This window comes from Kitasatospora sp. NPDC057940 (assembly GCF_042887425.1).
Lineage (GTDB): Bacteria > Actinomycetota > Actinomycetes > Streptomycetales > Streptomycetaceae > Kitasatospora.
Genome location: NZ_JBHVPH010000004.1, coordinates 437,138 through 461,594, shown reverse-complemented (window position 1 = coordinate 461,594; position 24,457 = coordinate 437,138). Strand labels below are relative to the sequence as shown.

The window sequence follows — 24,457 nt, the reverse complement described above, 5'->3', positions numbered from 1 at the left end:
GCAAGACGCTCGGCTGGGATACCCCAGCCGAGCGTCTACGTGATCTACTCACCGTCTGAAACCAAGCGGTGTTGCGACGACCCCTTGAACCCAAGCTGGTGCGGGCCTTCCGCGTTCCTCGCCCCGCCCTACCGAACTCCCGAAACCGAGAGGCAGCCCGAGGCCTACGCCGGATCCGACCCGGCCCCGGCCCTGGGCAGCGCCCCCGGCCCCAGCGCCGCCCGGTGCACCCGCCACCGCGCCAGCATGCCGTGCAGTTCGTCCACCATGAACGCGAAGAAGGCCGCGCTCTCCGCCAGCCGCTCCCCCGCGACGGTGCCCGCGCCGACGGTGGCCTCGCCCTCCCTGAGCACCCGCACCCAGCGCAGCAGGTACTCGTCGCGCCGGGTCAGCGACTCGAACCAGACGTCGTTCAGCACCCGGTAGCGGTCGCGCCGCGAGCCCGGCTCGCGCTCCTTGGCGGCCAGGCCGATCTGGGTGAGGTAGCGCATCCCGCCGGACACCGCGGCCGGGCTGATCCGCAGCCGTTCGGAGAGCTCGGCGGAGGTCAGGACGCCGCTCTCCTCGGCCATCAGGCAGGAGAAGAGCCGGGCCGGCATCCGGCCCATGCCCGCGGCCACCAGCTCGGCCGCGAACCGCTCGACGAAGTCCGACACCGCCTGCTCGTCGCGCCCCTTCTCCGCTTCCCGCTCCACCACGCGCGCCTTCCCCTCTCCGGTGATCAACAACTCGACTGAACTTTAACGCCTTCCCAATATTCACGTTTTTCTGAAACTACGGTAGCTTCAGCAGCATGACGAAGGCAATCGCCCTGACCGGCCTCCGCAAGACCTTCGGCCGGACCACCGCGCTGGACGGCCTCGACCTCACCGTCGAGACCGGCGAGGTGCACGGATTCCTGGGGCCCAACGGCGCCGGGAAGTCCACCGCCATCCGGGTGCTGCTCGGTCTGCTGCGCGCCGACGGCGGCAGCGCCCGGCTGCTCGGCAAGGACCCCTGGCACGACGCCGTCGAACTGCACCGCCGCCTCGCCTACGTCCCCGGCGACGTCGAACTGTGGCCCAACCTCACCGGCGGCGAGGCCATCGACCTGCTCTCCCGGCTGCGCGGCCGACTCGACCGCCGCCGCCGCGACGAGCTGATCGAGCGCTTCGACCTCGACCCCACCAAGAAGGGCCGCAGCTACTCCAAGGGCAACCGGCAGAAGGTCGCCATCGTCGCCGCGCTCGCCTCCGACGCCGAACTGCTGCTGCTCGACGAGCCGACCTCCGGCCTCGACCCGCTGATGGAGGTGGTCTTCCAGGACGTCGTCCTCCAGGCCCGGCACCAGGGGCGGACCGTCCTGCTGTCCAGCCACATCCTGGACGAGGTGGAGAAGCTCGGCGACCGGGTCAGCATCATCCGCCACGGCCGGGTGGTGCAGACCGGCAGCCTCGGCGAACTGCGCCACCTCACCCGCACCACGGTCGAGGCCGAGACCCACCGCCCCGTCACCGGGCTGGAGACGCTGGAGGGCGTGCACGCCGTCCGCACCGAGGGCGCCCGGGTGCGCTTCGCCGTGGACGGCGCCCACCTGGACGCCGCCGTCCGCCGCCTCGGCGAGGCCGGACTGCGCAGCCTGGTCAGCCACCCGCCCACGCTGGAGGAGCTGATGCTGCGCCACTACGGCGACGAGCTGGCCGCCAACGGGCACCCGGTCGACGGCGAGGCCGCCCGATGACCGCCGCCACCACCACCTCGACCAGCGCGCCCGCCACGGCCCCGCGCCCGCCCCGCCGGCGCACCACCCTGGCCGGCACCGCCACGCTGCTCCGCTTCGCCCTGCGCCGCGACCGGCTCCGCCTCCCCGCCTGGGTGCTCGGCCTCGGCCTGCTCACCCTCGCCAGCGCCAACAGCGTGCACACCCTCTACCCGACCGCCGCCGACCGCGCCTCGATCGCCCACGCCTCCGCCGGCCCGGCCGTCCTCGCCATGACCGGCCCCGGGCACTACCTGGCCGACTACACCTGGGGCGCCATGCTCGGCCACCGGCTGCTCGGCCTGCTCGCGGTGCTGGCCGGGCTGCTGAGCGTGCTGACCGTCACCCGGCACACCCGGGCCGAGGAGGAGAGCAGGCGGGCCGAGCTGGTCCGCTCCGCCGCCGTCGGCCGGCACGCCCAGCTCGCGGCCGCCCTGGGCGCCGCGGCCGTCGCCGACCTCGCGCTCGGCCTGCTGCTCGCCGCCGGGCTGCCCGCCCTCGGCGTCCCCGGGCTCGGCACCGGCGGCGCGCTGCTGTTCGGGGCCGCGACCACCGCCGCCGGGCTGCTGTTCGCGGCGGTCGCCGCCGTCGCCGTCCAGGTCACCGCGCACGCCCGGACGGCCTCCGGGCTGGCCCTCGCGGTGCTCGGCGCCGCCTACGCGGTGCGCGCGGCCGGGGACGCCGGGTCGAACGGGCTCTCCTGGGCCTCGCCGATCGGCTGGCTCCAGCGCAGCTACCCCTTCGTGGACGACCGCTGGTGGCCGCTGCTGCCCGCGCTCGCCCTGGCCGCCGTCACCGGCGCGGCCGGCTTCGCGCTGAGCACCCGACGGGACGTGGGCGCCGGGCTGCGCGCTGCCCGCCCGGGGCCGCCCACCGCCCGCCCCGCCCTCGGCACCCCGCTCGGCCTCGCCCTGCGCCTGCACCGCGGCCTGCTGGGCGGCTTCGCGGTCGCGCTGCTGCTGCTCGGCGCGATGTACGGGTCGCTGCTGGGCGGCGCCGACGCGATGGTCAAGGACGTCGACCAGCTGAAGGAGGCCCTCGCCCGGCTCGGCGGCCGCTCGCTCACCGACTCCTTCGCCGCGATGACCCTGCTGGTGGTGGCGGTGGTCGGCGCGGTCTACGCGGTGCTGGCGACGCTGCGCCCGCGCGCCGAGGAGAGCGCCGGGCGGGCCGAACCGGTGCTGGCCACCGGGGTGTCCCGGTCCGGCTGGCTGGGCGGGCACCTGGCGGCGGCGCTGCTGGGCTCGACCGCGGTGCTGCTCGCGGCGGGGGTGGGCTTCGGCCTGGCCGGGGCACTGTCCACCGGTGACGCCGGCGCGTTCCCGCGACTGGTCGGCGCGGCCCTGGCGTTCGCGCCCGCCCAGTGGGTGACGGTGGGGTTCGCCGCCGCCGTGTACGGCTGGCTGCCCCGGGCGACGCAACTGGCCTGGCTGGTGCCGGCGTACGCGTTCGTGATCGGGTACCTGGGCCCGCTGCTGAAGCTCCCGGCGGGGCTGGAGCGGCTCTCCCCGTTCGGGCAGGTGCCCCGGCTCCCGGCGGCCGCCATGGACTGGACGCCGCTCGCGGCGCTCACCCTGGTCGCGGCCGCCCTGATCGCCCTGGCGCTGGCCGGGTTCCGGCGCCGCGACCTCGAAGTGCGCTGACGCCCGGGGCCACGGCGGGGCAAGCGGACGGGGCCGGCCGCGACGGGTCGGCCCCGGGCCGGGTCACAGGTGCTTGACCAGCTCCGGCATCAGGTCCTGGAAGGTCCGCCCGCTGGCCGGCTGCCCGATCGCGGTCATCTGCCAACCGGCGGGCGTGCGCTGCACCTTGGCCATGATCTGCGCGGTGTACGGGCCGCCCCCGGTGAGCGTGTACCGGGCCAGCTCGGCGCCCGTCTGCTCGTCGACCAGCCGGCAGAAGGCCGCCTCGACCTCCTGGAAGGTCTGGCCGGTGAAGGAGTTGACGGTGAAGAGGATCTGGTCGACCTCGGCGGCCATCTTGGTCAGGTCGACGGTGATCGACTCGTCGTCGGTCGCGTCGCCCGCGCCGCCGACCAGGTTGTCGCCGCTGTGCCGGACGGAACCGTCATTGCTGTTGAGGTGCTGGAAGAAGACCACGTCCACCGGCCGCCCCTGGGAGAACAGCACCGCCGAGGCGTCCAGGTCGATCTCCCGACCGGCGGCCAGCAGCTTGGCGAAGAAGCCCTTGGGCTGCGCGGCCTTCCAGCCCAGGCCCATCCGGACCACACTCAGCTGACCGCCGCCCGGCTTCTCCAGGCTGATCTTCTGCCCCTTGGCCAGCGAAACGCTCATCGTGCCCTCCTCGTTCCTGCCGCCGCTCCGTGCCGTGAATCTACAGCACTGTCGAACTTCTGTGATCATCCGACCGGCGCGCTCCCCGCACCCCTACCCCGCGCTCCCCCCGCCGTCACCACCGGGGGCGGTCTGCACACTGTCAAGCGCCCCGGGGAGGAGCTTGCGCGGGGCGGCGCGCAATCCGGCTCGGTCAACCTGGCAACCGGCGATCCGACGTCTGGCGTAGCCGCGAACAGGGGCCGAACAGGCGGGCGGCGCGCGGTCTAGGGTCGGCTCGGAGGCGCCGCCGACCGGGAGAACGGCCGCCGACGCACCGCGTTCCGCGCACGTTCCCGTGATCCGCCAACCCACGCTGGGGGGACCACCATGTCCGAGCACGAAGGAACACCGCCCGCACCCGCCACCGCCGCCACCACCTCGCGCCTCGGCCGCCGCCGCCTGCTGCGGGCCGGCCTCGGCACCGGCGGCGCGCTCGCCGCCGTCCGCCTGCTGCCCGGCGGCCAGGCCTGGGCCGCCGCCCCGGAGCCCGCGCCCGCACCCGTACCGGAGTCCGCGCCCGTACCCGCGCCCCTCCCGAGCGGCGCCGCCACGGCGCAGCCCTGGCCGGACTGGGCCCGGTTCGCCCGCGTCGGCGACGGCACCTTCAACGAGCCCGCCGACATGCAGAGCGCCGTCGACGCCCTCAAGGCGCAGAACGTCAGCGTCATCGAACTCGACACCCTGCTCTCCAACTGGCTGACCGACGCCGAGTTCGCGGCCCACATGGCCGAGGTGAAGACCTTCACCGGCCTGGCGCACGCCGCCGGCCTCAAGGTCGTCATGTACTACCCCTCCCTGGAGCTGATCTCCCCCGGCGGCGAGAAGGGCCGCTCGTTCTACAAGAACGACCAGGGCGGCGCCTGGGTGCAGCGCGACCTCGCCGGAAAGCCCAACGTGTTCTACGGCAGCGTGGTGGTCTGGGTCGACCCGGGCGACGAGAGCGTCTGGCTCAGCCCCAACTCGCCCTGGCGGGACTACTACCTCAAGCGGATCAAGGGCGTGGCCGCCACCGGCGTGGACGGCATCTGGCCGGACGTCCCGATCTACTTCGACGGCGTGCTCTCCTGGTGCGACGCCTCCACCTGGGGCGCGGCCGCCTTCAAGGCCGACAGCGGCCTCGCCCTGCCCAAGGCCGCGGACTTCGCCGACCCGGTGTTCCGCCGCTACCTCGAATGGCGCCACCGCAACCTGCTCCGGTTCCAGCTCGACATCGCCGCCGCCGGGCGCGCGGTCAACCCCGACCTGGTCACCTTCGTCGAGACCGTCTCGATGGACTACCGCTACGCCACCTCGATCGGCCTGGACGGCGGCTACCTGCGCCAGGCCGAGGGCGCCGTCAGCCAGGTCTGGGAGGTGGACATCCTCGGCAACTACGACGGCATGCGGCACGCCACCGCCTCCGACTGGGTCTGTCTCATCTCGATGTACAAGTACGCGCGCGGCGCCAGCGGCACCAAGCCCGCCTGGGCGTTCTCCTACGGCTGGCAGGCCGACGACGCCTCGCTGGTGATGTCCCAGCTGATCGCGGCCGGCTGCAACCCCTACGAGGTGAAGACGCCGTACAAGAACGACACCGTGGACGCGGCGATGCGCGCCCGGATGTACCGCTTCGTCCAGAGCAACCAGGAGCGGCTCTACAACGCCGCCTCGGCCGCCCAGGTCGGCGTCTACCACTCCAGCCCGTCCCGGGACTACGTCAGCCCGGGCGCGGGCATCGGAATGTACGTCAACGCGACCGCGCCGGCCGGGATCAGCGACTGGTGGGGCGGCGACGACCCGGAGCAGAGCTGCGCGTCCGTCCCCTGGCTGGGCGAGTTCCGGGGCACGGTGAAGGCGCTGGTGTACGCGCACATCCCGTTCGACACGGTGCCCAGCCCCGGCCTGGCCGCCGCCGACCTGGCCCGGTTCAAGGTGCTGCTGCTGCCCGACCTCCAGGCGGTCTCGGACGCCGAGGCGGCCGTGCTGCGGGGCTTCGTCGCGGCCGGCGGGACGATCGTGATCACCGGCCCGGCACCCACCGCGCTCGACGAACTGGGCGGCCAGCGGGCCGAGTTCGCGCTCTCCGACGTGCTCGGACTGCGTCGGGGCAGCCCGCTGCCGGCCAACAGGCAGAACGCCTACGGCAGCGGCACCTGCTGGTACGTCCGCGACCGGGCCGGGCTCAGCTACCTCACCAAGACCGACCAGGCCTCGGCCGACCAACTGCTCGCCCCCGTCCGCCGGTCCGCACCGCCCGCCGTCACCCTGGCCGGGGACCGCCGGATCTTCCTGGACGCGCGGCGGCTCGGCAACGACACCGTCGTCCACCTGGTGAACTTCACCAACTTCGGCGACACCCCGGCGGCCTTCCGCACCACGCCCGCCAACTGCACGCTCTCCTACGCCCTCCCGGCCGGCGCCGCCGTCACGGCCGTCACCGTCGCCACCCCGGACGGCACCGACCCGACGCCCAAGCCCGTCCCGTACACCGTCACGGGAGGGACGGTCAGCGTGCCGCTGACCGTCGTGCAGTACTCGGTGGTGACGGTGACAGTGAGCTAGAGCGCGGGCGCGGGGATGCGCCAGAGGGCGGCGGGGTTGGCCTCGCCGCCCGGGGCGGACTCGAAGGCGATCCACTTCCCGTCCGGGGACCAGCTCGGCGCGCCGTCGTACGAGCCGTCGTCGCCGGTCACCCGGACGGGGCGGCCGCCGTCGGCCGCGACCACGAAGACCTGGGCGTTCGGCAGGTCGCCGAGGTTGGAGGAGAACACCAGGTACCGGCCGTCCGGGGACCAGGTGGGATCGGTGTGCTCGCCCGGCACGTCGGTGACCTGGCGCAGGCCGGTGCCGTCCGCGCCGACCGTCCACAGCGCCCAGTTCTCACTGCCGGCGGCGCGGCGCTGGAAGACGATCCGGTCGCCCCGGGGCGACCAGTTCGGCTGCCGGTTGTCGGTGCCGGTGCCCTTGCCGTCGACCAGCCGGAGGGGGGCGCCGCCGTCGCGGCGGACCTTCCAGAGCGAGTCCTGTTCGGCGTCGTCGCCGTGCACGGCGGCGTGTTCCGGCTCCCAGCTCTGCTGGAAGACGATCCAGGCGCCGTCCGGGGAGAAGCTCGGCTCGCTGTAGCCGCTGCCGTCCTCGTGCCGGGTGACCCGCTCGGGGCTGCCGCCGGGCGTCATCAGCCAGACCTCGTCGTGGCCGGACTCCCGGTCGGTGGCGAAGGTGAAGGCGCCGGTGGCGGCGTTCCAGCTGGTGCCCGGGAGGTTGACGGCGGCCTTGTCGGGATCCTCCAGGACCTTCTGCGGTGCGCGGGCGCCGTCCAGCGGCAGCACCCCGAGGGCGGCGGCGCCCTTGTTGTAGCCCTCGCTGAACTCGGTCAGCAGCACCGAGCGACCGTCCGGGGCGAAGGCGGGGTTCTGGGCGCTGCGACCGCCCTCGGCCCGGTAGAGCAGCTCGGCGCCGTCGGCCCGGTGCTCGCCTCCGGTCGGCGGCGCGCCGCTGGCCCGGGTCGGCCGGGGCCGCGGCCCGTCCTCGGAGCCGGATCCGGCGCAGCCGGACAGCAGCAGCGCCGTGACGGCCGCGGCGGCGAAGAACGTGCGAGTTCTCATGACTCACAAGCTAATTGACGCTTCGTCACATTGCGTCAGCCCGCAGGCGGATCAGGCGTCGCCGTCCAGCAGGTGCTGGCGGACCTCCTGGAAGGTCCAGGCCCCGCCGGCCGGGCGGGCGAACACCCAGACCAGGTCGAAGCGGTCCGGCCAGGTGGCGGGCGCGCCGCTGCCGGCGGCGCCGAGCGCCTCGACGATCCGCGGGATCCGCGAGTGCTCCCAGCAGATCAGCGTCGGCTGGGGCCCCGCCAGGGCGGCGCCCGCGAGCGCCGTCTCCTGGGACTCGGCGTAGTCGGTGTCGACGGTCAGCCCGAGCTTGGCGGCGAGCGGGGTGACGGTCTGCCGCATCCGGTGCGCCCCGGCCAGCGGGCCCTGGTCGGCGGCGGCCAGGATCCGGGCGGGGGTGCGCAGGCCGGGGGCGGGCGGGACGAACAGGGTGGGCAGCGCCCGGGCGCGGGACCAGCCGCGCTCGGTCAGGGACTTGCCGTCGTGGTGGCCGTTCTCGTCCAGTCCCGGGTGGCCGCCGTCCGGCTTCTCGCCGTGCCGGATGATCATCACCAGGGCCTCGCCGCCCGCGTCGCTCGCCCTGGCCGCGCCGGCCTCCTTGCCCGCCTTCTTGCCGGCCTTGCCGGAGGAGGCCGAGCAGCCCGCCAGCAGCACCGGAGCGGCGATCGCCAGGCCGGTGAGCAGGGTGCGCCGGGCCGGCCGCGCCGCCACTCGGTGCTCCATCGCCCGGCTCCCCATCACTCGGCCCGCCACTGTCTGCTCCCCTTCCCCCTGGTCTCCCGCCACTCGGCGCCCCGTCACTCGGTGCCCCGTCACTCGGCGCCCCGTCACTCGGTGCCCCGTCACTCGGCACCCCGCTCCAGGCGCACCAGCGCGTCGACCGCGACGCCGGCGCCCTCGCCCTTGTGCCCGGGCTCCGGGCCGACCGTCCGGTGCACCCGTTCGGCCCGGACGGTGCGCAGGCCGCGGTCCGCGAGGTCGGCGAGGACGTCCTCCGGGGTGAACAGCACGGCCGGGTCCTGCGGGCCGCCGACGCCCTCGGTGAGGTTGCTCAGGTCGTGCCCGACCACCAGCAGGGTGCCGCCGGGGGCGAGCGCGGCGGCGGCGCGGCGCAGCGCGGCCCGCCGGTCCCGGGCGGGGACCTGGAGGTAGGCGACCAGGATCAGGTCGTAGCCGGCGGCGGGGGCCTCGAAGGTGCGGGCGTCGCCGTGCCGCCAGGTGAGCCGGTCGGCGACCTCGTCGGGCAGGTCGGCGGTGAGCCGCTCGGCACGTTCCAGGGCGACGGCGGAGTAGTCCAGCCCGGTGACCTCCCAGCCCCGGCCGGCCAGCCAGATGGCGTTGCGGCCTTCGCCGGCGGCCAGGTCGAGGGCGTGGCCGGGGGCGTGGGCCGGGGTGAGGCCGGTCAGTTCGCGGACCACCCAGCGGTTGGGCTCGGCGCCCCACACCAGTTCGGTCGCGGCGTAGCGGTCGTCCCAGTCCTGGCTGTCCATCGCGAGTCCTCCGTTCGGCGGGCCTGCTCCGCAGCGGTCAACCTACCGGGCCCGGGCGTCGGCGGCCCGCAACGGTCCAGCGGGCGGACACCCTTGACGGCGAATATTGGTCCAGTCCAATCTGTGATGTCGTGACGCGAGCGGGTCAGCCGGCCCGCCGCGCCCGCCGTCCGTACGTCGGCACGCTCCACCTGCCCGCGCGCCCCCACAGCGCCCGGGCGGCTCCCCCGGCCCACCCCGGGCCACGCACCGCCGGAACCCCCACACATCCGGAGGACACACCGCATGCACGACCGCGTCATGCCCGCACGGCCCGCCCAGGCCGCCGGGCGCCGGACCGCCCCGCGCAGACGGGCCCTGGCCCTAGCCCTCGCCGCCACGCTCAGCACCAGCGGCGCCGCCCTCGCCCTGACCCTCAGCCCCGCCTCGGCCGCCCCGGTGAACCTGCTGGCCAACGGCGACTTCGAGGCCGGCACCCTGGCCGGCTGGACCTGCGCCAACGGTTCCGTCGTCACCACCCCGGTGCACGGCGGGAGTTACGCGCTCAGCGGCGCGGCCTCGGCCTCCGACACCGCGCAGTGCCAGCAGACCGTCACCGTCCAGCCGAACACCACGTACACCCTCTCCGGCTTCGTCCAGGGCAGCTACGTCTACCTCGGCGCCACCGGGACGGGCGTCAACTCCTCGGTCTGGACGCCCGGCGGCACCGGCTGGAACCAGCTGAGCACCACCTTCACCACCGGCGCCACCACCACCTCGGTGACGGTCTTCACCCACGGCTGGTACGGCACCGGCGCCTACTACGCCGACGACCTCAGCCTGACCGGCCCGGCCGGGCCCACCTCCACCGGCAGCCCGACGGCCACCGGCAGCCCCACCGCGAGCGGCAGCCCGACGGCCTCCACCAGCCCGACCGCGTCCGGCAGTCCGACCGCGTCCACCAGCCCGACTGCGAGCGGCAGCCCGACGGCCACCGGCAGCCCCACCGGGTCCGGCAGCCCGACCGCGACGGCCACCGCCAGCGGCCCGGCCGGGGACGGCAAGGTCACCACGCCCACCGGCGTCGCCGCCACCAAGGTCACCGCGGGCGCCGTGGTGCTCACCTGGCAGCCCTCCACCCTGACCACCGGCGACGGCCCGATCGCCTACAAGGTGTGGTCCAACGGCCAGCTGGTCGCAACCTCGATGGGCACCTCCGTCGCCGTCAGCTCGCTGCTGCCCGGCAAGGCGTACACCTTCAGCGTCCAGGGCTACTCCGGCTCCCACGCCTCCGCCCAGTCCGCCGCGGTGAGCACCACGACGGCCGCCGCCCCCGCGCAACAGCCCGTCCGCTCGGCCTACTTCGACCAGTGGGGCGTCTACGAGAACGCGTACTACCCGAAGAACGTCGACACCAGCGGCGCCGCGGGCAAGCTGGACGTCATCCACTACGCGTTCGCCAACATCGACCCCACCAAGCTCACCTGCTTCCAGGCGGTGAAGGCCTCCGACTCGACCAACGAGAACAACCCCAACGCCGGTGACGGCGCGGGCGACGCCTACGCCGACTACCAGTCCGACTACAACTCCGGCACCAGCGTGGACGGCAGCAGCGACACCTGGGAGCAGCCGCTCAAGGGCAACTTCAACCAGCTGCGCCAGCTCAAGGCCAAGTACCCGAACCTGCGGTTCACCATCTCGATCGGCGGCTGGACGTACTCCAAGTACTTCTCCGACGCGGCCGCCACCGACGCCTCCCGGAAGACCTTCGTCTCCTCCTGCGTCGACATGTTCCTCAAGGGGAACCTGCCGACCGGCGTCGCGGGCGACGCCTCCGGCGGCGCGGCCACGGCGGCCGGCATCTTCGACGGCGTCGACCTCGACTGGGAGTACCCGGGCTCGGCCGGCGGCCACACCGGCAACCACTACTCCCCCGCCGACAAGCAGAACTTCACCCTCCTGCTCAAGGAGTTCCGCACCCAGCTGGACGCGCTCGGCTCCGCCCAGGGCAAGCGCTACCTGCTGTCCACCGCCCTGCCCAGCGGCCAGGACAAGATCGCCCAGCTGGAGACCGACAAGATCGGCAACTACCTCGACTACGCCGACGTCATGTCCTACGACATGCACGGCGCCTGGGACGCCAAGGGCCCGACCAACCACCAGGACCCGCTGCACGACAGCCCGGCCGACCCGACCACGCCGATCACCCCCGGCACCCGCAAGTACAACGTCGACACCATGCTCGCCGCGTACACCACCGGCCTGCCCGAGTACGGCATCCCCGGCGGCTTCCCGGCCAACAAGCTGGTGCTCGGCATCCCGTTCTACTGGCGCGGCTGGACGGGCGTCCCGGCCGGCTCCAACTACGGCCTGTACCAGAGCGCCACCGGCCCGACGGCCGCCAAGCCGCTGAGCCAGGAGGCCGGACTGGCCGCCTGGAAGGAGCTCAACCCGACCGCCGCCACCACCCACTGGGACCCGGTCACCGAGAGCAGCTGGGTCTACGACGGCACCAACTTCTGGACCGGCGACACCCCGCAGGCCATCCAGGCGCGCGGGGCCTACACCAAGAGCAAGGGCCTCGGCGGACTGTTCGCCTTCTCCCTGGAGAACGACGACGCCTCCGGCACGCTGCTCAACTCCATGGACGGCAGCCTGCGCTGACGTCCGGCACGCCGGTGGGCCCGCGCGGGGGCGCCCGCGGGGCCCCCCCCCGGGGCCGCCTTCCGCGTTCCGCACCGTCGTCGCGGTTGCCGGGTTGTCGCGGCTACTGGCCGGCGACGTCCGGAGTGACCGGGTCCGGGCCCATGTGCGGATCGGCCTCCAGCGGCACGTTCTGGCCGCTCGACTGGTCGGTCACCGTCCGCCCGGCCAGCGGCGAGCGCAGATCGGCGGACACCGACTGCCGCTTGGCCAGCGCGTTGCAGACCTGCCCGGGCTGCACCGGCGCCGCGACCACGATCCTGACGTCCACCCGGCCGGCGTGCGACTCGTCCGCCTTCAGCGCGTACTTCTGGCAGACCCCGCCGAAGAAGTAGACGGTCAGCCCGTTGCTGCCGTCCACCCGGTAGGAGACCGCCGGGCGCGCCCCCGACCCGGCCGGGTCGGGCTCGCCCACCGCGATCCCGGGGCCCGGGGGAGTGCCCCCGGAACCGGCCGTCGACGGCTGCCCCGGGGCGGGCGAGGCCGCGGTGGGGGCCCACTTGGTCGGCGGCGTCTGGCCGGGCTGGTCCGACGTGGCCGACGGGCTCGCCGTCGGAGCCGGCGCGGACGGGGCGCCGGAGGACGCCGGGGCCTCCGGGGAGGTGCTCGCGCCCGCCGAGGTCGTGGCCGCGCCCGCCGCCGCCGAGTCCGACGAGGTCTTGCCGTCCCCGTTGCACCCGGCCACCGTCACCACCGCCGCCAGCGCCAGGCCCGCCAGGGCCACCGCCCGCCGACCGCGCCGGGGCATCGTCTCCAGGTCCATCTGCACATCCTCCCGAGGGCTCAGCGGTGCCGCCCGCTCGGCCGCTCCGCGCGGATGTGACGTGACCCGGTCGGATCCGGTTCCACTTCGGTTCCACCAGCCCCGGGCCGGGGCGGGCGCCGGGTCACATGCCGTACTCGGCCATCCCGGCGACCAGCCGCTGCGCGTCGGACGGCACCCGGAACCCCTCCCGGGCGGGCGCGGCCGGCTCGGGACCGGTCGCCAGCAGCGGCCAGAACCGGCGCAGCCGCCGGGACGAACTCACCAGCGCGTCGAGGCTCTCGCCGTCGGCTTCGGTCCGCAGGGCGGGCAGCGGGGCGTGGCTGGGCATCATCGGGCATCGCTCCGATCCATGGCCGTGGCCGCACTGCCACGGTCGACGACGGGGCCCGCCCGGCTCGGCGGGGCCCCTGCTGCCGACCCTAGGCCGGGGTTCGGCCCACCCACCAGTGCTACCCGGAGGTAGTACACGTTCGACGGTGACGGGTGCCACGATGGCACTGCGGGCCGGCGGATTGCGGCGGTCTTGCTGCCGCCCGCCCCCAGCCCGGTACCGTGTGTGGGTTCACCCGTGCTTGCCCGTTGGCCCCGCAGCCATCCTGAGGAGACCTCCCGTGCGTATCGCCGTCGCCGGCTCGATCGCCACCGACCACCTGATGACGTTCCCCGGTCGGTTCGCCGACCAGCTCGTCGCCGAGCAGCTGCACACCGTGTCGCTGTCCTTCCTGGTCGACACCCTGGACATCCGCCGCGGCGGAGTCGCGCCGAACATCGCGTTCGGCATGGGCGTGCTCGGGCTGCGCCCGATCCTGGTCGGCGCGGCCGGCGCGGACTTCGCCGAGTACCGCAGCTGGCTGGAGCGCAACAACGTGGACTGCAACTCCGTCCACATCTCCGAGACCCGGCACACCGCCCGCTTCATGTGCACCACGGACGAGGACCACAACCAGATCGCCTCGTTCTACACCGGCGCCATGGCGGAGGCCCGCAACATCGAGCTCAAGCCGATCGCCGACCGCGTCGGTGGCCTCGACCTCGTCCTGATCGGCGCCGACGACCCGCAGGGCATGGTCCGCCACACCCAGGAGTGCCGCACCCGCGGCTTCGCCTTCGCCGCCGACCCCTCCCAGCAGCTGGCCCGCCTGGACGGCGACGACATCCGCGAGATCGTCGACGGCGCCGCGTACCTCTTCACCAACGAGTACGAGGCCGCGCTGATCGAGAGCAAGACCGGCTGGGACGCCGAGGAGATCCTCACCCGGGTCGGTACCCGGATCACCACCCTGGGCAGCAAGGGCGTGCGGATCGAGCGCAAGGGCGAGGCGGCGATCCTGGTCGGCTGCGCCGCCGAGGAGGCGAAGGTCGACCCGACCGGCGTCGGCGACGCCTTCCGGGCCGGCTTCCTGGCCGGCCTGTCCTGGCAGCTCGACCTGGAGCGCGCCGCCCAGCTCGGCTGCATGCTCGCCACCCTGGTGATCGAGACCGTCGGCACCCAGGAGTACGAGCTGCGCCCGACCGCCTTCCTGAAGCGCTTCGAGGACGCCTACGGCGCCGAGGCCGCCGCGGACATCCGCGCGCACCTGGTCAAGTAGTCCGCCGGACGACGAGGTAGGCCGAGCCCCGGTCGCCGCCGTAGTCGGCGGCCGGGGCCTCGCCCGCGTACTCCTGACCGCGCATCCCGCACCAGGCCGGGATGTCCAGCCGGGCGGCCTCGTCGTCCGCGAGCACGGCGACCGTGCCGCCCTCCGGCACCTCGCCGATCCGCTTCGCCAGCTCGATGACCGGCAGCGGGCAGCGCTTGCCCAGCGCGTCGATCACCAGCAGGGGCCCGGCCGCCGGCTCCGGCTCCGGGGCCGGCAGGTCCAGCCCGAGCGGCGCCCGGACGCCCGCGACCAGCTCCGGCAGCACGGTGAGGAAGCGTTCGACGTCGGCCTCGGCCGTCCCGGGCGGCAGCGAGACCCGGACGTTCCCCTCGGTGAGCACCCCCATCGCGGCCAGCACATGGCTCGGCGTCAGGGTGGAGGAGGTGCAGGAGGAGCCGGAGGAGACCGCGAAGCCCGCCCGGTCCAGTTCGGTGAGCAGCACCTCGCCGTCCACGTACAGGCAGGAGAAGGTGACGATGTGCGGCAGCCGCCGCACCGGGTCGCCGACCACCTCCACCTCGGGCACCAGCTGCGGCACCCGGGCCCGGATGCGCTCCACCAGCGCGTGCAGCCGGGCGTTCTCCCGCGCGGCCTCGGCCCGGACGGCCCGCAGCGAGGCGGCCGCGGCGACGATCGCCGGGACGTTGACGTAGCCGGGCACCCGCCCGCCCTCGCGTTCGTCGGCCGGCAGCGGCGAGGCGTACCGGACGCCCTTGCGCACGGCCAGCACCCCGACGCCGGGCGGCCCGCCCCACTTGTGCGCGCTGGCGGTCAGCAGCGACCAGCCGGCCGGGACGTCCATCCGCCCGACGCTCTGCGCCGCGTCGACCAGCAGCGGGACACCGGCCTCGCGGCAGTGTCCGGCGACCTCGCCGACCGGCTGGACCGTCCCCACCTCGTGGTTGGCGCTCTGCAGGACGGCCAGCGCGGTGTCCGCGCGCAGCAGCGCGGCGAACACGTCCGGGTCGACCCGGCCGCCGCGGTCCACCGGCGCCACCGAGACGGTGCCGCCGCCCGCCTCCTGACGCTCGGCGACGTGCAGCACGCTGGAGTGCTCGACCGCCGAGTGCACCAGGTGGCCGCCGCGCCGCCGGTGGCCGGCCAGCGCGCCCAGCATGCCGAGTTGCACCGCCTGCGTCCCGCTCGCGGTGAAGGCGATCTCGTCCGCCCGGGCGCCCAGGGCCTCGGCCACCGTCTCGCGGGCGGCGTCCAGCAGCATCCGGGCCTGCCGGCCGGAGCGGTACAGCCGGGCCGGATCGGCCCAGCCCTCGTCCAGGGCGGCGGTCAGCGCCTGTCGTGCGACGGGGTGCAGCGGGGCCGTCGAGGCCGCATCGAAGTACACGGTCACATTTAACGACACACCCGGAGCCGTTCCGGTCCGACGACGTCGCTTACCGGCCGTCAGTCGATCACCCCGAATGTCCGCTTCGTCCGCGTCCGACGGACCGTCACCCGCGTAGTTCGAGGTCATCCCCCGATCGGGCGTAAGGACCTCGAATGCCTACGATGACCTGCGGCGCAGCCCCTGCCGGGCCTGATCGGGCGACCGGGCGGCGCGTTACCGGGGGCTGCCCGTCAGGAGCGCATAAGGCTGGAGTAGGGTTTGGCCCGCATAAGCATTCAAACCGTGCCCGTGGACGGGTCGCCGGGGAGGCTCACAATCCTCCGCGGGGCGACGCGAAGGCGGGCGAGACTTCGGGAAGGCGCTACGTGAGTCCCAACGGCTCCGACCGCTCGCCGCGGCGCACGATGCGGCGGAAGCTGCCTCAGGCGCTGGCACTGGGCCTCGTCATCGCGACCGCCACCGGCTGCTCGGCCAACGACCTCCCCAGGCTTGGCCTCCCGAGCCCCGTCACCAAGGAAGGGCCGATGGTCCTCCAGATGTGGCAGGGCTCCTGGATCGCGGCTCTGGTGGTCGGCGTACTGATGTGGGGTCTGATCATCTGGAGCGTGATCTTCCACCGGCGCAGCCGCACCGGCGTGGAGGTCCCCCCGCAGACCCGGTACAACGTGCCCATCGAGGCGCTCTACACCGCGGTCCCCATCATCATCGTGTCGGTGCTCTTCTACTTCGTCGCCCGCGACGAGTCGAAGCTGATCGCCGTCTCCGAGAAGCCGCAGCACACGGTCAACGTGGTCGGCTTCCAGTGGAGCTGGGCGTTCAACTACGAGAACACCGAGAACCCCGACCCGGCCAACAAGGACGCCGCGTACGAGGTCGGTACGCCCAAGGAGGTTCCGACCCTCTGGCTGCCGGTCAACGAGTCGGTGCAGTTCCGGCTGACCTCGCGTGACGTCATCCACGACTTCTGGCCCGTCAACTTCATGATGAAGATGGACGTCGTGCCGGGCGTGGTGAACAGGTTCGAGGTCACCCCCACCGTCAAGGGCGAGTACATGGGCAAGTGCGCGGAGCTCTGTGGCGTCGACCACTCGCGCATGCTGTTCAACGTCAAGGTCGTCGACCGCGCCGACTACGACAAGCACCTGGCGGACCTCCGGGCCAAGGGCCAGACCGGCGCGTTGCCCTCCGGCATCACGACCATGGGAAGTGAAGAGAAGTGACCATCCTCAACGAGCCCGCCGCGGCCGGCGGGGGCGCCGGGGCCGTCACGGTCGGGGCGCAGCGGACCCGCAAGCCGGGTTCGACCATCATCAAGTGGCTGACCACCACCGACCACAAGACGATCGGCACCCTGTACCTGGGCACGTCGTTCGCCTTCTTCCTGATCGGCGGCATCCTCGCGCTGGTCATGCGCGCCGAGCTGGCTCGTCCCGGGACCCAGATCCTGTCGAACGAGCAGTTCAACCAGGCGTTCACGATGCACGGCACGATCATGCTGCTGATGTTCGCGACGCCGCTGTTCGCCGGCTTCGCGAACTGGATCATGCCGCTCCAGATCGGCGCCCCGGACGTGGCGTTCCCGCGTCTGAACATGTTCGCGTACTGGCTGTACCTCTTCGGTTCGACCATCGCGGTGGCGGGCTTCCTGACCCCGAACGGCGCGGCCAACTTCGGCTGGTTCGCCTACTCCCCGCTGTCGGACGCGGTCCGTTCGCCGGGCGTCGGCGCCGACATGTGGATCATGGGTCTGGCCTTCTCCGGCTTCGGCACGATCCTCGGTGCGGTCAACTTCATCACCACGATCATCTGCATGCGCGCGCCCGGCATGACGATGTTCCGGATGTCGATCTTCGTCTGGAACGTCCTGCTGACCGCCGTGCTGGTCCTGCTGGCCTTCCCGGTCCTGGCCGCCGCGCTGTTCGCCCTGGAGGCGGACCGTAAATTCGGGGCCCACGTATTCGATCCCGCCAACGGCGGGGCGATGCTGTGGCAACACCTGTTCTGGTTCTTCGGCCACCCCGAGGTGTACATCATCGCGCTGCCGTTCTTCGGCATCGTGTCGGAGATCATCCCGGTCTTCAGCCGCAAGCCGATGTTCGGCTACTCCGGCCTGATCGCGGCCACCATCGCGATCGCCGGTCTGTCCGTGACGGTGTGGGCGCACCACATGTACGTCACCGGGCAGGTGCTGCTGCCGTTCTTCTCCTTCATGACCTTCCTGATCGCGGTCCCGACCGGTGTGAAGTTCTTCAACTGGGTCGGCACCATGTGGAAGGGCTCGCTGAGCTTCGAGACGCCGATGCTCTGGACGGTCGGCTTCCTGGTCACCTTCCTGTTCGGTGGTCTGACCGGTGTGCTGCTGGCCTCCCCGCCGATCGACTTCCACGTCTCGGACTCGTACTTCGTCGTCGCCCACTTCCACTACGTGGTCTTCGGCACCGTCGTCTTCGCGATGTTCGCCGGCTTCCACTTCTGGTGGCCGAAGATGACCGGCAAGATGCTGGACGAGCGCCTCGGCAAGATCACCTTCTGGACGCTGTTCTTCGGCTTCCACACCACCTTCCTGGTCCAGCACTGGCTCGGCGCGGAGGGCATGCCCCGCCGCTACGCCGACTACCTGGCCTCGGACGGCTTCACCACGCTGAACACCGTCTCGACCATCGGCTCGTTCGTGCTCGGCGCCTCGATGCTGCCGTTCCTCTACAACGTGTGGAAGACGGCCAAGTATGGCGAGAAGGTCGAGGTCGACGACCCGTGGGGCTACGGCCGTTCGCTGGAGTGGGCGACCTCCTGCCCGCCGCCGCGGCACAACTTCCTCACCCTGCCCCGGATCCGCTCCGAATCCCCGGCCTTCGACCTCCACCACCCGGAGATCGCCGCGCTGGACTACCTGGAGAACCACGGTGAGCCGGCCAAGCACCTCGCCGGCGTGACCCCGGCGAAGTACGACGCCCCGAAGCTGGAAAAGGGCAAGAAGGAGGGCGACGTCTGATGAAGGAACAGGGAAAGATCTTCCTCGGCCTGGCCGTCTTCGTCCTCGCGATGGCCGTCACCTACGGCCTGTGGACCAACCACTCGGAGCACGGGATCGAGGCGGCCGGCACCACGGCGCTGTTCCTCGCCTTCGCGCTCTGCGCCTTCATCGGGTACTACCTCGCCTTCACCGCCCGCCGGGTGGACAGCGGCGCGGGTGACAACCCCGAGGCCGAGGTGGCGGACGACGCCGGCGAGCTGGGCTTCTTCGCCCCGCACAGCTGGCAGCCGCTCTCCCTGGCGATCGGCGGTTCGCTGGCGTTCCTCGGAGTGATCTTCGGCTGGTGGCTGCTGTTCTGGTCGATCCCGATCATCCTGATCGGCCTCTTCGGCTGGGTCTTCGAGTTCTACCGGGGCGAGAACCAGAACCAGTAGGTTCCCGGGTTCCGCCGACGACGACAGGGCCGGTCCTCCCCGCACGGGGAGGACCGGCCCCGTTGCGTCTCCAGGGTGACGAAACCACTCACCCGGGTGAACACGGGGTCGCTCCGATGTCGCTCAGGCCAGCCTCGTTCCTACGATCTGAGCAATCGTGCGGACCCTCGGAGGCGTTTCATGGCCGACAGGCGCGGAATCGCAGGTATCGGCGGCATCTCGCTGACCCTCGCAGTACTGGCCCCGCTGGCCGCCTGCTCGTCCGGCGGCGGCGAGGCGGTCGGCCCCCACCGGATCGACGCGGCCGCGCTCGTCCACCTCTCGGCCGAGGGCGGGGGCAAGGTCGACCCCTCCAAGCCGGTCACGGTGACGTCCGTGCCCGGCAGCCGGCTCACCGACGTCACCGTGACCGGCCCGGACGGCCGGGTGGTGGCCGGTCAGCTCGCCGAGGACCAGCACAGCTGGCAGACCACCGGCCGGCTGAAGGCCGACGCCGACTACTCGGTGCGGATCGCCGCCGACGACGGCAAGGGCGGCCGCGGCGACACCACCGCGGACTTCAGCACCCTCGCCGCCCAGCGCCTGCTCACCGCCAAGCTGGGCCCGGACTCCTCCGGCAGCGGCATCTACGGCGTCGGCCAGCCGCTCACCGTGCAGCTCTCCGAGGCCGTGCAGGACCCGCAGGCCCGCCAGGAGGTCGAGCGCGTCCTGACCGTCAGCTCCCAGCCCGCCGTCACCGGCGCCTGGTACTGGGTGGGCGACAAGGAACTGCACTTCCGCCCGCAGGAGTACTGGCCGGCCGGGACGACCGTCTCGCTGTCCTTCGACGGCACCGGCGTCCGGATCGAGGACGGCCTCTACGGCGGCGACCGCAGCACGCTGGGCCTGCGGATCGGCGCCCGGGTCGAGACGCTGGTCGACGCGGCCGCCCACCAGCTCACCCTCAGCCGTGACGGCGAGCTGGTGCGGAGCATCCCGGTGACCACCGGCAAGCCCGGCTTCGACACCCGCAACGGCGTCAAGGTGGTGCTCGGCCAGGAGCGGTCCGTCCGGATGAACGGCGAGACGATCGGGATAAAGGTCGGGAGCTCGGAGTTCTACGACCTCGACGTGGAGTGGGCCACCCGCGTCACCTGGAGCGGCGAGTACGTCCACGCGGCGCCCTGGTCGGTCCGCTCGCAGGGCCTGGAGAACGTCAGCCACGGCTGTACCGGCATGAGCACCGAGAACGCCAAGTGGTTCTTCCAGAACACCAGGGTGGGGGACCTGGTGACGGTGGTGAACAGCCGCGGCGCCACCATGGAGCCGTTCGGCAACGGCTTCGGGGACTGGAACATCTCCTGGACGGACTGGGTCAAGCACAGCGCCCTCGGACAGCCCGTCAGCACCACCGCACCGGCCTCCCAGGCCCACGCCTCGGGGATGATCCGCCCGGAGGTCTGAGGGCCCCTGGAGGGCCTTCTCAGGCCTCCTGGTAGGCAAGCCGCAGGGCGGCGTCCACGGCGGCCAGCGCGTCCGCCCGCGGGAGCCCGAGCCGGGTCGCCCGCTCGGCGTACTCGGCGGCGGCTGCGGCGGCCAGCCGGTGCGCGGTGTCGCCGGTGGCCGCGATCAGCGTGCCGCGCCGGCCGTGGGTCTCCACCACGCCGTCCGCCTCCAGCTCCCGGTACGCCCGGGCGACCGTCCCGGCGGCCAGCCCCAGCTCCTCGGCCAGGGCCCGGACGGTGGGCAGCCGCAGCCCGGTCGGCAGTTCGCCGGAACGGGCCCGCTCGGCGATCTGGGCCCGGATCTGCTCGTACGGGGGAGTGGCGGCGGCGGGGTCGACGGACAGCTGCACGGGAGCTCCTGGAGGGTGCGGACGGGGGACGGGAAAGCCCGAGGGCCGCCGACCAGAAGAACTCTGGTCAGCGGCCCTCGGGTGTGACGCTGCGGGGCGTACGGGATCAGTGGTGGCCGTGGCCGCTGGTGATCTCGTGGTGCTCCTCGGAGGTCGGCTTGGGGATCTGCGCGCCGCCGCCGTAGAAGCCGCGGGACAGCTTGGCCCGGGTGCGGCCGAGCAGGCCGGCCTTGGCGGCCACGCCGTTCTCGTCCGTCTGGGCCGGCAGCTCGACCGGCTGCACCTGCTCGTGCGCGGTGAGCTTGTACAGGTCCTTCTGCGGCAGCTGGGCGTGCACCTCGACGAACTCGCCGTGCGGCAGGCGCTTGATGACGCCCGTCTCGCGGCCGTGCAGCACCTTCTCCTTGTCCCGGCGCTGGAGGCCGAGGCACCAGCGCTTGGTGACGATGAAGGTGATGACCGGCACCGCGAAGAAGCCGACGCGGACGAAGTAGGTGATCGAGTTGATCGACAGGTGCAGGTGGGTGGCGAACAGGTCGTTGCCACCACCGACCAGCAGCACCAGGTACAGGCTGATCCAGGCGGCGCCGAGCGCGGTGCGGACGGGCGCGTTGCGCGGGCGGTCCAGGATGTGGTGCTCGCGCTTGTCGCCGGTGATCCAGCCCTCGATGAACGGGTAGACCGCGATCGAGACCAGGACCAGCGGGAAGATCATCAGCGGGATGAAGACACCCAGGTTCAGGGTGTGGCCCCACAGGCCGACCTCCCAGCCCGGCATGACGCGGATCAGGCCTTCGGAGAAGCCCATGTACCAGTCGGGCTGGGCGTCGGTGGAGACCTGGTCCGGGCGGTACGGGCCGTACGCCCAGATCGGGTTGATCGTGGCGATCGCCGAGATGGCGGCGATCAGGCCGAACACCAGGAAGAAGAAGCCACCGGCCTTGGCCATGTAGACCGGCATCAGCGGCATGCCGACGACGTTCTTCTCGGTCTTGCCCGGGCCCGCCCACTGGGTGTGCTTGTGGTAGAAGACCAGGATCAGGTGCGCCACCAGCAGGCCGAGCATGATGCCCGGGATCAGCAGCACGTGGATCGTGAAGAAGCGCGGCACGATGTCGTGGCCGGGGAACTCGCCCCCGAACAGGAACATCTGGATGTAGGTGCCGACCAGCGGGACGGCGAGGATCGCGCCTTCCATGAACCGGATACCGGTACCCGACAGCAGGTCGTCCGGCAGCGAGTAGCCGAAGAAGCCGTCGAACATGCCCAGGATCAGCAGCAGGAAGCCGAAGACCCAGTTGATCTCACGCGGCTTGCGGAACGCGCCGGTGAAGAACACGCGCATCATGTGCACGAGCATCGCGGCCACGAAGACCAGGGCGGCCCAGTGGTGGATCTGCCGGATCAGCAGACCGCCGCGGACCTCGAAGCTGATGTCCACCGTCGAGGCGTACGCCTCGGACATCCCGATGCCCTTGAGCGGCACGTACGAGCCGTTGTAGACGACCTCGGCCATCGACGGCTTGAAGAACAGCGTCAGGTAGACACCGGTCAGGATGATGATGACGAACGTGTAGAGGCAGATCTCGCCGAGCATGAAGGACCAGTGGTCCGGGAAGATCTTGCGCAGGTTGGCCTTGGCGAGGGAGTAGATCCCCACCCGGCCGTCCGTCCAGTCAGCAGCGGCCTCCCACTTGTTGGCGGGCTTGGCGCGCGTGCTGGCGGGCTTGGCGGCACCGGTGGTGCTGCTCGTACTCATCGAGCACGCTCCCAGTAGCTCGGGCCGACGGGCTCGTCGAAGTCGCCGGTGGCGACCAGGTAGCCCTTCTCGTCAGTGATGATCTTCAGCTGCGGCAGCGGGTGGCCGGCCGGGCCGAAGATCACGCGCGCGCCGTCCGCCAGGTCGAAGGTCGACTGGTGGCAGGGGCAGAGCGCGTGGTGGGTCTGCTGCTCGTACAGGCTGATCGGGCAGCCGACGTGGGTGCAGATCTTGGAGTAGGCGAGGATGCCCTCGAAGCCCTTCTCCCGCGACCGGTCGTCCTTGATGTCGTCCGGCGCGATGCGCACCAGCATCAGGGCGTCCTTGGCGATCGCCTGCTGGAAGTCCTCGTCGTGGACGTGCAGACCCTCGGGCATGGCGAAGGTCAGCGAGCCGATGACGATGTCCTCGGCCTTCATCGGCAGGTTGGTGCTCATGTTGATGAGCTGCAGCGGCTGGGCCGGGGTCGCCTCGTTCCAGCCCGTCTCCTTCAGCTTCTTCTCGGGCAGCGGCCCGAGGTCGCGGAGCAGGACCACGCCGGAGAGCGGGACCAGCGCCATGGAGCCGATGAGGGTGTTGCGGATCATCTTGCGGCGGCCGAAGCCGGACTCGGCGGCACCGGTCTTGAACTGCTCGATGACGTCCGCGCGGACCTCGTCGTCAGCCTCGATCGGGTGGCGCTCGGCCGGCAGCTCGACGTCCGACATCAGCGTGCGGGCCCAGTGGACCGCACCCGCGCCGATCATGAACAGCGCGACGCCCAGGGTCAGGCCGAGCGCGAAGTTCAGCGCGCTGACGTGACCGAGCGGGAAGATGTAGACGATCTTGTCCGGGTCGATGGCCACGTACGAGGCGATGAAGCCGATGGTGGCGAGCATCGAGACCACGAACATCAGCGAGACCTGACGCTCGGCCCGCTTGGCGGCCCGCTCGTCGATGTCGGTGCGGCGGGGCTCGTGGGCCGGAAGGCCCGGGTCGGCGAACGGGTCGCCGTGCGCGGCGACGTCACCGGCGGAGCCGTGTGACTCCGGAAGCTTGTCTTCTGACATGTCGTGGCTCATGACTTCTTGGCCTTGGTGGTGTGGGCGGCGACCCAGATCGCGACCGCGATGAGCGTGCCGAGACCGAAGATCCAGCCGAACAGACCCTCGGTCACCGGACCGAGGCTGCCGAGCGTGAGACCACCGGGGTTGGGCTCATCGGAGGTGGTGTGGCGGACGAAGGCCACGATCTGCTTCTTCTGCTCCTCGGGCATGGTGGTGTCCGGGAACGACGGCATGTTCTGCGGGCCGGTCTGCATGGCCTCGTAGATGTGCTTGGCGTCCACGCCCTCCAGCGACGGGGCGTACTTGCCCTTGGTCAGGGCACCGCCCTGGCCGGCGAAGTTGTGGCACTGGGCGCAGTTGGTGCGGAACAGCTCGCCACCCTTGGAGATGTCATCCGGGTTGGTCGAGGTGTACTGCTCCGGGGTCGGCGTCACCGGGCCGGGGCCGAGCGAGGCGACGAAGGCGGCGAGCTGGTCGATCTCCGCCTGCGAGTAGATGTTCTTCTTGCGCGGCACCTGGGCGCCGGGCTGCTGGGCCGGCATGCGGCCGGTACCGACCTGGAAGTCGACGGAGGCGGAGCCGACGCCGACCAGGCTCGGACCGTCACTGCTGCCCTGGCCGTTCAGGCCGTGGCACGAGGAGCAGCCCACGGCGAAGAGCTTCTTGCCCTCATCGATCGCGAGCGACTGCGCGGCGACGTCGGCCTGCGCCTTGTCGGCGGGCGCGAACGCGGCGTACAGCCCCCCGGTTGCCGCCAGGGCGAGAAGTAGGACGACCAGCGCCGCCAATGGGTGGCGCCGTCGTGCGGAGAGCTTTTTCACGG

Annotated in this window: 21 protein-coding genes; 9 read left to right on the top strand and 12 right to left on the bottom strand. The window is 72.3% G+C overall.

Translation table 11 applies throughout. The features are described 5' to 3' along the window. Positions 1-164: 164 nt before the first annotated feature. Positions 165-695: a GbsR/MarR family transcriptional regulator gene (locus ACFVTF_RS10420; RefSeq protein ID WP_387811709.1), complete on the bottom strand. Its 531-nt coding sequence runs from the start codon at positions 693-695 to the stop codon at positions 165-167. A gap of 98 nt (positions 696-793) precedes the next feature. Here ACFVTF_RS10420 and ACFVTF_RS10415 point away from each other — a divergent pair, with 98 nt between their 5' ends. Together ACFVTF_RS10415 and ACFVTF_RS10410 are read left to right on the top strand one after the other, a co-directional pair. Next, positions 794-1,720 carry an ABC transporter ATP-binding protein gene (locus ACFVTF_RS10415; protein ID WP_387811663.1) on the top strand — a complete coding sequence of 309 codons (927 nt, stop codon included), beginning with the start codon at positions 794-796 and terminating at the stop codon, positions 1,718-1,720. Then, the gene (locus tag ACFVTF_RS10410) at positions 1,717-3,381 is read left to right on the top strand and encodes an ABC transporter permease (RefSeq protein ID WP_387811660.1); all 1,665 of its coding nucleotides are present in this window, start codon (positions 1,717-1,719) and stop codon (positions 3,379-3,381) included. Before ACFVTF_RS10415 ends, ACFVTF_RS10410 begins: the two co-directional genes overlap by 4 nt. Before the next feature lie 63 nt (positions 3,382-3,444). Here ACFVTF_RS10410 and ACFVTF_RS10405 read toward each other — a convergent pair whose 3' ends face one another. After that, on the bottom strand, positions 3,445-4,032 hold the full coding sequence (locus ACFVTF_RS10405) for a TerD family protein (protein WP_350879397.1): 588 nt from the start codon (positions 4,030-4,032) through the stop codon (positions 3,445-3,447). A 369-nt stretch (positions 4,033-4,401) separates the two neighbouring features. Here ACFVTF_RS10405 and ACFVTF_RS10400 point away from each other — a divergent pair, with 369 nt between their 5' ends. Beyond that, the gene (locus ACFVTF_RS10400) at positions 4,402-6,615 is read left to right on the top strand and encodes a hypothetical protein (RefSeq protein ID WP_387811657.1); all 2,214 of its coding nucleotides are present in this window, start codon (positions 4,402-4,404) and stop codon (positions 6,613-6,615) included. Here the strand turns inward: ACFVTF_RS10400 and ACFVTF_RS10395 are convergent. From ACFVTF_RS10395 to ACFVTF_RS10385, 3 genes are all read right to left on the bottom strand, one after another. Continuing rightward, positions 6,612-7,658, bottom strand: coding sequence for a hypothetical protein (locus ACFVTF_RS10395; RefSeq protein WP_387811654.1), 1,047 nt, complete (start codon positions 7,656-7,658; stop codon positions 6,612-6,614). The two genes, ACFVTF_RS10400 and ACFVTF_RS10395, sit on opposite strands and share 4 nt — an antisense overlap. A gap of 51 nt (positions 7,659-7,709) precedes the next feature. Further along, positions 7,710-8,387, bottom strand: a complete 678-nt coding sequence (locus ACFVTF_RS10390; RefSeq protein ID WP_387811651.1) for a hypothetical protein — start codon at positions 8,385-8,387, stop codon at positions 7,710-7,712. 119 nt (positions 8,388-8,506) lie between these two features. After that, positions 8,507-9,154, bottom strand: a complete 648-nt coding sequence (locus tag ACFVTF_RS10385) for a class I SAM-dependent methyltransferase (protein WP_387811648.1) — start codon at positions 9,152-9,154, stop codon at positions 8,507-8,509. 285 nt (positions 9,155-9,439) lie between these two features. Between ACFVTF_RS10385 and ACFVTF_RS10380 the strand changes: the two genes are divergently transcribed. Beyond that, positions 9,440-11,797: a glycosyl hydrolase family 18 protein gene (locus ACFVTF_RS10380; protein WP_387811645.1), complete on the top strand. Its 2,358-nt coding sequence runs from the start codon at positions 9,440-9,442 to the stop codon at positions 11,795-11,797. Positions 11,798-11,900: 103 nt separating this feature from the next. On the opposite strand, the gene ACFVTF_RS10375 is transcribed toward ACFVTF_RS10380, so the two are convergent. Further along, a complete protein-coding gene (locus ACFVTF_RS10375; RefSeq protein ID WP_387811642.1) occupies positions 11,901-12,599 on the bottom strand; it encodes a hypothetical protein in 699 nt (232 codons plus the stop codon). 124 nt (positions 12,600-12,723) lie between these two features. Continuing rightward, the gene (locus ACFVTF_RS10370) at positions 12,724-12,933 is read right to left on the bottom strand and encodes a hypothetical protein (RefSeq protein WP_350886337.1); all 210 of its coding nucleotides are present in this window, start codon (positions 12,931-12,933) and stop codon (positions 12,724-12,726) included. Positions 12,934-13,213: 280 nt separating this feature from the next. Between ACFVTF_RS10370 and ACFVTF_RS10365 the strand changes: the two genes are divergently transcribed. Continuing rightward, positions 13,214-14,191, top strand: coding sequence for a carbohydrate kinase family protein (locus ACFVTF_RS10365; RefSeq protein ID WP_371516710.1), 978 nt, complete (start codon positions 13,214-13,216; stop codon positions 14,189-14,191). On the opposite strand, the gene ACFVTF_RS10360 is transcribed toward ACFVTF_RS10365, so the two are convergent. Next, on the bottom strand, positions 14,184-15,584 hold the full coding sequence (locus ACFVTF_RS10360; RefSeq protein WP_387811638.1) for a cysteine desulfurase/sulfurtransferase TusA family protein: 1,401 nt from the start codon (positions 15,582-15,584) through the stop codon (positions 14,184-14,186). The genes ACFVTF_RS10365 and ACFVTF_RS10360 overlap by 8 nt on opposite strands. 368 nt (positions 15,585-15,952) lie before the next feature. Here ACFVTF_RS10360 and coxB point away from each other — a divergent pair, with 368 nt between their 5' ends. The 4 genes from coxB to ACFVTF_RS10340 all read left to right on the top strand — a co-directional run bounded on the left by coxB (position 15,953) and on the right by ACFVTF_RS10340 (position 20,438). Next, a complete protein-coding gene (coxB, locus tag ACFVTF_RS10355; RefSeq protein ID WP_387811635.1) occupies positions 15,953-16,807 on the top strand; it encodes a cytochrome c oxidase subunit II in 855 nt (284 codons plus the stop codon). Beyond that, positions 16,804-18,579: a cytochrome c oxidase subunit I gene (ctaD, locus tag ACFVTF_RS10350; RefSeq protein ID WP_371516707.1), complete on the top strand. Its 1,776-nt coding sequence runs from the start codon at positions 16,804-16,806 to the stop codon at positions 18,577-18,579. Before coxB ends, ctaD begins: the two co-directional genes overlap by 4 nt. Beyond that, a complete protein-coding gene (locus ACFVTF_RS10345) occupies positions 18,579-18,995 on the top strand; it encodes a cytochrome c oxidase subunit 4 (RefSeq protein ID WP_063347290.1) in 417 nt (138 codons plus the stop codon). The genes ctaD and ACFVTF_RS10345 overlap by 1 nt, the downstream gene beginning before the upstream one ends. Before the next feature lie 180 nt (positions 18,996-19,175). Next, entirely contained in the window at positions 19,176-20,438 is a 1,263-nt protein-coding gene (locus ACFVTF_RS10340) for an Ig-like domain-containing protein (protein ID WP_387811631.1), read from the top strand. A 19-nt stretch (positions 20,439-20,457) separates the two neighbouring features. Here ACFVTF_RS10340 and ACFVTF_RS10335 read toward each other — a convergent pair whose 3' ends face one another. The 4 genes from ACFVTF_RS10335 to ACFVTF_RS10320 all read right to left on the bottom strand — a co-directional run bounded on the left by ACFVTF_RS10335 (position 20,458) and on the right by ACFVTF_RS10320 (position 24,455). Further along, positions 20,458-20,829 (bottom strand): GntR family transcriptional regulator, encoded by a 372-nt coding sequence (locus ACFVTF_RS10335; RefSeq protein ID WP_063347288.1) that lies wholly within the window; start codon positions 20,827-20,829, stop codon positions 20,458-20,460. A gap of 106 nt (positions 20,830-20,935) precedes the next feature. After that, on the bottom strand, positions 20,936-22,588 hold the full coding sequence (locus tag ACFVTF_RS10330) for a cytochrome bc complex cytochrome b subunit (protein WP_371516704.1): 1,653 nt from the start codon (positions 22,586-22,588) through the stop codon (positions 20,936-20,938). Next, positions 22,585-23,637, bottom strand: a complete 1,053-nt coding sequence (locus ACFVTF_RS10325) for a Rieske 2Fe-2S domain-containing protein (RefSeq protein ID WP_371516703.1) — start codon at positions 23,635-23,637, stop codon at positions 22,585-22,587. Before ACFVTF_RS10325 ends, ACFVTF_RS10330 begins: the two co-directional genes overlap by 4 nt. Positions 23,638-23,645: 8 nt before the next feature. Beyond that, positions 23,646-24,455 carry a c-type cytochrome gene (locus ACFVTF_RS10320; protein WP_063347285.1) on the bottom strand — a complete coding sequence of 270 codons (810 nt, stop codon included), beginning with the start codon at positions 24,453-24,455 and terminating at the stop codon, positions 23,646-23,648. Between the last annotated feature and the right edge of the window lie 2 nt (positions 24,456-24,457).